This window comes from Stenotrophomonas sp. AGC87 (assembly GCF_057333975.1).
Genome location: NZ_JBHFHW010000026.1, coordinates 10,627 through 18,527, shown reverse-complemented (window position 1 = coordinate 18,527; position 7,901 = coordinate 10,627). Strand labels below are relative to the sequence as shown.

Here is a 7,901-nt window from a genome sequence, read left to right as displayed (position 1 = left end):
CACTACCGGGCGTCGGCCGGCAGGAACACCGCCACGCACAGGCCACCTTCGCGGCGGTTCTGCAATGAAATGCGGCCGCCGTGCGCTTCGACGATCTCGCGCGTCAGCGCCAGGCCCAACCCGGTGCCGTTGCGCTTGGTTGAATAGAACGGCATCAACGCGTTCTGCAGCACCGCTTCGTTCATGCCCTTGCCGCGGTCCAATACCTCCAGCCGCAGCCACTGCGGCAGTCGGGTCAGCCGCACCTCGACATCTTCATTCGGCGGTTCGGCATCAGCGCAGGCTTCATGCGCGTTCTTGAGCAGGTTCAACAGCGCCTGCCCGAGCTGGGCGATGTCCACGCGGCTCTGCAGATCGTCGGGTACCTCCGCCATCCGGAACGGAATCTGGTGCTGCAGCCCGCCCAGGAACAGGTTCCACTGCACGGTCTGCAACTGCGGCTGTGGCAGCTTGGCGAACCGCGCATAGCCGCGGATGAAGCCTTCCAGATGACGCGCGCGCTCCTCGATGGTGGCGAATACCTCTTCGAGCCGCTCGGTCTTGCCGCGCCGGACCAGCTCGCCACCGGAATGCGCCAGCGAGGCGATCGGCGCCAGCGAATTGTTCAACTCGTGGCTGATCACCCGGATCACCTTCTTCCAGGTCTGCACTTCCTGGCGGCGCAGTTCGGCGGTCAGCAGGCGGATCAACAGCAGATCGTGCGGGCGGCCGTTGAGATGGAAATTGCGGCGTGACAGGTGATAGATCTGCTCGTCGTCTTCATCGCGCTCATCGTCGCTGTCCTGGCCTTCGCCACGCACCGCGAAGAGGCTGTCGCCCCCGCGGGCGATGGCGTCGCGCAGCTCGATCGGCATCGTCGCCATGACGTCGTCCATGCGCTGGCCCTCCAGCTTCCAACCGCTGTGCAGCAACTTGCGCGCCGCCAGGTTGGAGAACACCACGCGCTGCACGCCGTCGCCCCCATGCGCCAGCAACAGCATCGACACCGGCGTGTTCTGCACCATGGTGTCCAGCAGCAGCTCGCGCTGGACCAGGTCCTGGCGTTGCGCACGCAGCACATCGCCGAGTTCGCGGTGGGCCTGGACCAGATCGCCCAGCTCATCATTGGAGGGCCAATAAATGCCGAAGTTGTATTCGCCGTCGCGGTAGCTGCTGGTGGTGCCGGACAGGGCGCGCAGCAACGAGCGGATCGGTGCGGTCGCGCGGCGCAGGCTCCACCACATCAGCGCCAGCAGCACGACAACCGAAATGCAGGTGACCGCCCAACCATGGTCCAGCCAGAACGCCAGATACCACGGGAACGCAGCCGCCAGTGCCAGGACCGGCAGCAGGCGCAGGAACAGCCGGAAGGTGAACGAGCGCCGCTTCATTCGCGCGGGATGCCGTAACGGTCCATGCGCCGGTACAGCGCCTGGCGGCTGAGCCCGAGTTCGGCAGCGGTCTGGGCAATGATGCCGTGGTTATGCGCCAGTGCGGTTTCGATCCGGCTGCGGTCCGGGTCCACGGCCGGGCTGGCCGCGCGCGGGGCCGCGGCGCGCGGCAGGTTGAGATCGCCTGCCTCGATGCGCGGTCCTGTTGCGAACAGTTGGGCGCGCTGCAGTACGTTGCGCAGCTCGCGCACATTGCCCGGCCAGGCATGCCGCTGAAGCGCGGTGGCCGCCGCGGTGGACAGTGGCTTGCCACTGTCCAGGAAGCGTTCGGCCAGCGGCAGGATGTCGCCGGGGCGGTCGGCCAAGGGCGGCAGCGCCAGCTCGACGGTGTTGAGGCGGTAATACAGATCCTCGCGGAACTGGCCATCGCGGATCATCGCGGGCAGGTCGGCGTTGGTCGCGCTGATGACGCGGACCTTCACCTGCCGCTCGCGGTTGGAACCCAGCCGTTCGAAGCGGCCGGTTTCCAGCACGCGCAGCAGTTTCATCTGTCCACTGGCAGAGAGATTGCCGATCTCATCCAGGAACAGGGTGCCGCCATCGGCGGCCTCGAACTTGCCTTCGCGTGCCTTGTTGGCACCGGTGTAGGCGCCGGCCTCGGCACCGAACAGCTCCGCCTCGATCAGCTCGGACGGAATCGCGCCGCAGTTGAGCGCGACGAACGGCCCCTTGGCCACCAGCGAGTTGGCCTGGATGATCTCGGCGATCTTCTCCTTGCCCGCGCCGTTGGGGCCGGTGATCAGCACCGGCAGTGCCGAGCGTGCCACCTGGCAGGCCAGGTTGACCACGCGCTCGCTGGCCGGATCGGCCACCACGGCACCGCGCAGATCGTAGCGGGCCTCCAGCGCCGAGCGATCGCGTTGCTCGCGGTCGCGGCGGCGGTCCAGTTCGCGGCGGGTTTCGGAGAGCTCCAGCAGGTTGTTGACCGTGATCAGCAGCTTGCGGTCGTCCCATGGCTTGGCCAGGTAGTCCGCCGCGCCCGCCTTGACCAGATCGACCGCGCTGCTCAGATGTGTCCAGGCGGTCAACAGGATCACCGGCAGATCCGGATGGCGCGCGCGGATCTGCTGGAACAGGGCTTCGCCCTCTTCGCCGGAGGTGGTGTCCTCGGTGAAGTTCATGTCCTGGATGACCAGATCCACCGGCTGTTGTTCCAGCAGCGCCAGGCCCTGCTCGGGCGAGAGCGCGTGCAGGGTATCGATGTCGTGCAGCGAGAACAGCACGTCGAGTGCGGTGCCGACGCTGGCGTTGTCGTCAATGATCAGGATCGAGGGCATGCGGCAACGTAGGACCGGAAGTGGAATCAAGAGTACCGGAGCGCCGGGCCAAGGGGCAGATGGCCCGGCGTGGCGGGCCTCAGCCGCCGGCGCGTGGCGGCGTTGCGGGCTGGGGGATGGGCGGTGTCTCGACCGCCAGCACCTCGCTCCAGGCGGCGGTGTCGACATCCACGGTCACCTGGTTGCCCTTGCGCAGCACGGTGACCGGTACACGGGTGGCCTTGTTGCCGACCAGTGCATGGGTGAGGTCGGCCATGCGCCGTACGGGCTGGCCATCCACGCGCAGGATCCGATCGCCGCTGCGCACACCGAAGTAGCTGCTCGGTTCGGTGGTGGTGACGCGCACGATGCCATCCCGGGCATCCACCACCAGATGGTGGCCGGCATCACGCCACTCCAGGCGTGCGGTATCGGTCTGGGTGGCGGCAGCGCAGGTGCGCTGGCCAGCAGGAGGGACAACAACAGGGTCGTGATCCTGGTCTTGGTCTGGCGCATTTCAGGCACTCCGGGTGGCAACGGCAGGGGGGACGGCGGCGGCGCGACGCGCCGGGCCGAAGACAGCGATCTGGCCCAGCAGCCACAGCAGTACCGCGCCGATGGGCAGGTAACTGATGGGCATGCGCGGCAGCTCGTAGTTGTTCATCAGCCACAGATTGATCGTGTAGGCCATCAACATGCCCAGCACGATGCCGACCGTGGCCAACAGGAAGTTCTCGGTCTGGAAGTAGCGCAGGATCTGGCTGCGCGTCGCGCCCAGCGCCCGGCGGATGCCGATCTGCTTGGTCCGCTGCTGCACCCAGAAACTGGCCAGACCAACGATACCCAGTGCCGTCACCACCAGCAGGGCAACGCACACGGTGATCAGCAGGCCGACCATGGCGCGGTCATTGGCGAAGTACTTCCTGCGTTGCTCCTCGTAGGTGGATTTGCTGCGGATCAATCGGCTCGAATCGACACGTTCCAGTGCCGTCACCGCCGCTTTGATCACTTCATCCCGACGCGCGGGATCGGTGACACGGATCAAGTAGAAGCCTTCCTCATAGGTAGCTCGCAGCGGCAGCATGATCGAATACTGCATATCTCCGTCAACCGCATTCGGGCGGGCCAACACCTTGACGATGCCGATGATGCGCAACGGCATGGAACCGCTGTAGACCGTCTTGCCCAAAGCATCACCACCGGGGAACATCTTGTCGGCAATCGCTTTTGTCACGATGACCGCCGAGCCGGACTTCTCAGCGTCTTCGTCGGTCAGGGCATCCGCTGCGTCGCGGTACTCGTCGCTCTGGAAATCGCGGCCGGCGACCAGTTCCACGCCCAGTGTCTCCAGCGCGCCTTCGCGGGCGAAGTACTGGGAGGTATTGAGCGTCGAGCGTTCCTGGTTGGCTGTCAGTCCCAGCCCCGTGTTCCAGGAGCTGTTGCGGAACGGAATCTGGTTCAGGGTGACGGCACTCTTGACGCCGGGAATGGCGTGCAATGCCGCCAGGTCTTCGCGGGTGCGCGCTGCGGCGTTGACCTGGGTGCCGATGCCGCCCAGGCGGACTTCGACCAATTCGCTCTCCGCGATGCCGCTGGGCTGGTTGATCTTTTCGATGCGCTGCCCGATCAGGAACAGCGCATTGCAGACGATGGCGCAGGTCAGTGCGATCTCGAGCACGATGAGCGCTGCGGCGGTCTTGTGCCGGCGCAGGGTGGAGAGGATGGGACGGATATCCATGATGTGCTCCGGATCCTTACTGCGATTTGAGTTGGATGGCGGGCGTGACCTGCATGGCGCGCAGCGCCGGCAGGAAGCCGGCCAGCAGGCTGGCGACCAGGGTCAGCGCGAAGGTCATCAGCAGCATCTGCCCATCCAGCGTGGCCAGCTTGGCGTAGTCCACCGGCTGCTGGCGCACCGCGTACAGGCCCAGCATGGCCAGTACCAGGCCAAGCAGGCCACCGGCCAAGCCGACGGTGCCGGCTTCGATGAGCGATTGCATGAATATCTGGCCGCGGCTGGCACCCAGTGCCCGACGCACGCCGATCTCACCGCTCCGGCGCAGGAACTTGGCCAGCAGCAGGCCCACGGTATTGATCAGGCAGACCAGCAGGAAGCCCATCGCCAACCATAGCTGCAGGCGTACATCACCGGGGACCACCTTCTTGTAGTCCAGCCACTCCATGACATTGCGCAGGCGCACGTTGTTGGGGCGCTCGAAGCGGCCGGCCGCACGCTGCTGGTCGGAGTAGTTTTCCAGGTAGCGGCGATATTCCGCAGCCTGCCCGGCGTTCTCCAGCTCCACCCAGTACTGGATCCAGGTGCAGCTGGCGGTCGGGCCGGTCGGGTCGGGTTCGTTGCGGCGGCCGAAGCAGTCCATGCTGCCGCTACGGTCGAACTTCAGCTCGATGGCCGTGGTGAACGGAACGAATACATCCTCGCTGTCGCCATAGCGGCCGGTATTGAGATCGTAGAAGTGCGGATTGGGGTGCCAGTCGTCCAGCACGCCTACCACAGTCATCGTGTTGCCATTGATGCGCAGCGACTTGCCGACGCTGTTGGCGCCATCAAACAGCTTCTGGTTGAGCGTCTTGGAGATCACCGCGACGCGAGCGCGACCTTCATCATCCGTTTCCTTCCAGCCCTGTCCATACAGGAAGGTGGAATCGAACATCGGGAAGAAGTCGCCCGAGGTGTAGCGTGAATCGGTAGAGAATGGACGCAACGTGCTGCCGTCCGGCTCGATGGTGACGCCGCCACCGGTCATCATTGCCTGGCGCTTGGCATGCTTCTCGCTCAGCAGTTTGGTGGCATCGAAGCGGGTCAATTGGTCGGCCGGTTCTTCGCCAGGCTGGTAGCCAAGCGCCGACTGCGGATCAATCTGCACGCTGAAGAGCCGATCGCTCTTCTGCGGAATCGGATCACCGGACAGCACATGGAACACGGTCAGCGTGGTCATCGACGCGCCGATACCCAGCGCGATGGCGATCACCATCAGCGCGGTCAGCACCTTGTTGCGCCGGAAGCTGCGCAGGGCCAGTCGGAAGTAGTAAGCAATCATGGCCGGCCTCAGTCGTTGGCGATGGCAGCGGCAACCGCGGGGCGCGGCGTGGCAAGCACCGGGTCGCGCAGCAGGTCGGTGACCTGGCCATCGACGATGTGCACGTTGCGCTTGGCGCGGGCGGCCAGTTCCGGATCGTGGGTGACCATCACGATCGTGGTGCCCTTGGCATTGATCTCCTCCAGCAGCTCCATCACGCCCCGGGCCATCTGGCTGTCCAGGTTGCCGGTCGGTTCATCGGCCAGCAGCAGGCGCGGGCTACCGGCCAGTGCTCGTGCGATCGCGGCGCGCTGCTGCTGACCACCGGACAGTTCGGCCGGGTAGTGCTTCATGCGCGAGCCCAGGCCCACCTGGCCAAGCGCATGCTCGATGCGCTGCTTGCGTTCGGCCGCGGGCATGCCGCGGTAGCGCAGCGGCACATCGACGTTGTCGAACAGGTTCAGATCGGAGATCAGGTTGAAGCCCTGGAAGATGAAGCCGATCTTCTGGTTGCGCAGGCGGCTGCGGGCGTCATCGCCGAGCTGGCTGACGTCCTGGCCATCGAGCAGATAGGTGCCGCTGGTGAAGGTCTCCAGCAGGCCGGCGATGTTGAGGAAGGTGGTCTTGCCCGAACCGGACGGACCGGTCACGGCGACGAACTCCCCTTCGCGGACATGCAGGTCCAGCGACCGCAGGGCATGGGTTTCCACCTGTTCGGTGCGGAAGACTTTGGCGACCGAGCGCATTTCAAGCATGGCTGTTTTCCTTTGAGGGTCGAGAAGATGGAAAGGGGCTGAATCAATTGATGGAGACGCGCTCGGCATCGCCGAACAGATCGCTGCCGGACACCACGACACGATCGCCGGGCTGCAGGCCAGAGAGGATTTCCACTTCGCCCAGGCTGCTTACACCGAGCTTGACCGGGCGGCGGACGGCACTGCTGCCGTCCATGACGTAGGCGTAGCCGTTGCCCTGCTCGACGAACGGGCCGCGCTCGATCTTGAGGGCGTTGCGGCGGGTATCGAGCAGCACGCGCGCCTGCATCCGCTGGCTCTGGCGCAGGCCCTGCGGTTGCTTGTCGGCAAAGCGGATGCGGGCGTTGACCTCACCGGCGACCACTTCCGGGGACACCGCGGAGATCTCACCGGCGAACTGGCCGCTGCCGCCGGTCAGCTGTGCGGGCATGCCGATCGACAGCTCGCGCGCGAAGCTCTCCGGCACCTTGATCTCGATCTCGAAGCGGGACAGATCGACCACGCCCAGGATCGGCGCATTGGCGACCACGTTGGTGTGCTGGGTGGCCTGCACCTGGCCGACCTGGCCATCGAACGGGGCACGCAGGGTGAGCGCGTCGACCTGACGCTCGACCTCGGTGACCACCGAGCGCTGGCGATCGGCCAGCAGGCGCTTGTTGCGCGCGTCCAGATCGGCGCCCTGAGCCTTGAGCATCGCATCCTTGCGGGCGTGTTCGAGCTGGATGTCGCTCTTCTTGACCGTGTCTTCGGCCTTGGCGACATCCACCTGCGGCACCGCGCCGCCATCGAAGCCCCGCTTGTAACGCTCCAGATCGCGCACTGCGGCCTGGCGTTCGATCACGGCCTGGTCGGTGTCTTTCTGTGCAGTGGCGCGGGCCAGCGTGGCATCCAAGGTGGCGCGGCTGGCCTCGGCCTGCAGGCCGGCCAGCGTGGCCTGTTCCTGGGCCAGTTTGCTGCGCAGTTCCGGGCTGTCGATCACGGCCAGCTCCTGGCCCTGCTTGACCACATCACCGGCCACGACCTTCAGGTCCACGTTGCCGGCGGAGATCGCATACAGCACCGGGTTGTTGGCCGCGATCACACGGCCGTCCGCGGCGATGTCGCGGACCATGTCGCCCCGGGTGACCTCGGCCACCCGGACACGGGCGCTGTCGAACGAGCGGCTGGCGCCGAGCCAGGCGCGGGCGGCGAAGCCGGTCGCCAGCAGCACGACCAGCGCGGCGACCGCCGGCCACAGCCAGCGCTTCCACGGGGCGGGCGCGGCATGCGAGGAAAGGGTCTGGTCCTGGGCGGAAGTGTCGCGGATCATGGGGCTCGTTCGCGGTTGGGTTGTGAAGTACCAAAGCAGACTTCGTGCCAACTTTTCACCCTTTTAAAACAATGGCTTGCGAACGGGGTGGCGGGGGGGGGGGGGGGGGGGGG

The 7,901-nt window shown here is 66.0% G+C and carries 7 protein-coding genes; all 7 read right to left on the bottom strand.

From position 1 onward, the window contains the following. Positions 1–2: 2 nt before the first annotated feature. Positions 3–1,370: a sensor histidine kinase gene (locus ACE026_RS09335; protein ID WP_486038783.1), complete on the bottom strand. Its 1,368-nt coding sequence runs from the start codon at positions 1,368–1,370 to the stop codon at positions 3–5. Next, positions 1,367–2,707 carry a sigma-54-dependent transcriptional regulator gene (locus ACE026_RS09330; protein ID WP_486038782.1) on the bottom strand — a complete coding sequence of 447 codons (1,341 nt, stop codon included), beginning with the start codon at positions 2,705–2,707 and terminating at the stop codon, positions 1,367–1,369. Before ACE026_RS09330 ends, ACE026_RS09335 begins: the two co-directional genes overlap by 4 nt. 79 nt (positions 2,708–2,786) lie before the next feature. After that, positions 2,787–3,053, bottom strand: coding sequence for a PDZ domain-containing protein (locus ACE026_RS09325; protein WP_486038781.1), 267 nt, complete (start codon positions 3,051–3,053; stop codon positions 2,787–2,789). 150 nt (positions 3,054–3,203) lie between these two features. Next, positions 3,204–4,424, bottom strand: coding sequence for an ABC transporter permease (locus ACE026_RS09320; protein ID WP_486038780.1), 1,221 nt, complete (start codon positions 4,422–4,424; stop codon positions 3,204–3,206). A 16-nt stretch (positions 4,425–4,440) separates the two neighbouring features. Then, complete coding sequence (locus ACE026_RS09315; RefSeq protein ID WP_486038779.1) at positions 4,441–5,745, bottom strand: ABC transporter permease; 1,305 nt, start codon at positions 5,743–5,745, stop codon at positions 4,441–4,443. Between the two features lie 8 nt (positions 5,746–5,753). Continuing rightward, positions 5,754–6,479: an ABC transporter ATP-binding protein gene (locus tag ACE026_RS09310; protein ID WP_486038778.1), complete on the bottom strand. Its 726-nt coding sequence runs from the start codon at positions 6,477–6,479 to the stop codon at positions 5,754–5,756. A gap of 43 nt (positions 6,480–6,522) precedes the next feature. Continuing rightward, positions 6,523–7,788 carry an efflux RND transporter periplasmic adaptor subunit gene (locus ACE026_RS09305; protein WP_486038777.1) on the bottom strand — a complete coding sequence of 422 codons (1,266 nt, stop codon included), beginning with the start codon at positions 7,786–7,788 and terminating at the stop codon, positions 6,523–6,525. Positions 7,789–7,901: the final 113 nt, after the last annotated feature.

What these genes read in the sequence shown, in the direction of transcription:
- ACE026_RS09335 (WP_486038783.1), bottom strand. Translation starts at nt 1,370, where the DNA reads ATGAAGCGGCGCTCGTTCACCTTCCGGCTGTTCCTGCGCCTGCTGCCG.
- ACE026_RS09330 (WP_486038782.1), bottom strand. Translation starts at nt 2,707, where the DNA reads ATGCCCTCGATCCTGATCATTGACGACAACGCCAGCGTCGGCACCGCA.
- ACE026_RS09320 (WP_486038780.1), bottom strand. Translation starts at nt 4,424, where the DNA reads ATGGATATCCGTCCCATCCTCTCCACCCTGCGCCGGCACAAGACCGCC.
- ACE026_RS09315 (WP_486038779.1), bottom strand. Translation starts at nt 5,745, where the DNA reads ATGATTGCTTACTACTTCCGACTGGCCCTGCGCAGCTTCCGGCGCAAC.
- ACE026_RS09310 (WP_486038778.1), bottom strand. Translation starts at nt 6,479, where the DNA reads ATGCTTGAAATGCGCTCGGTCGCCAAAGTCTTCCGCACCGAACAGGTG.
- ACE026_RS09305 (WP_486038777.1), bottom strand. Translation starts at nt 7,788, where the DNA reads ATGATCCGCGACACTTCCGCCCAGGACCAGACCCTTTCCTCGCATGCC.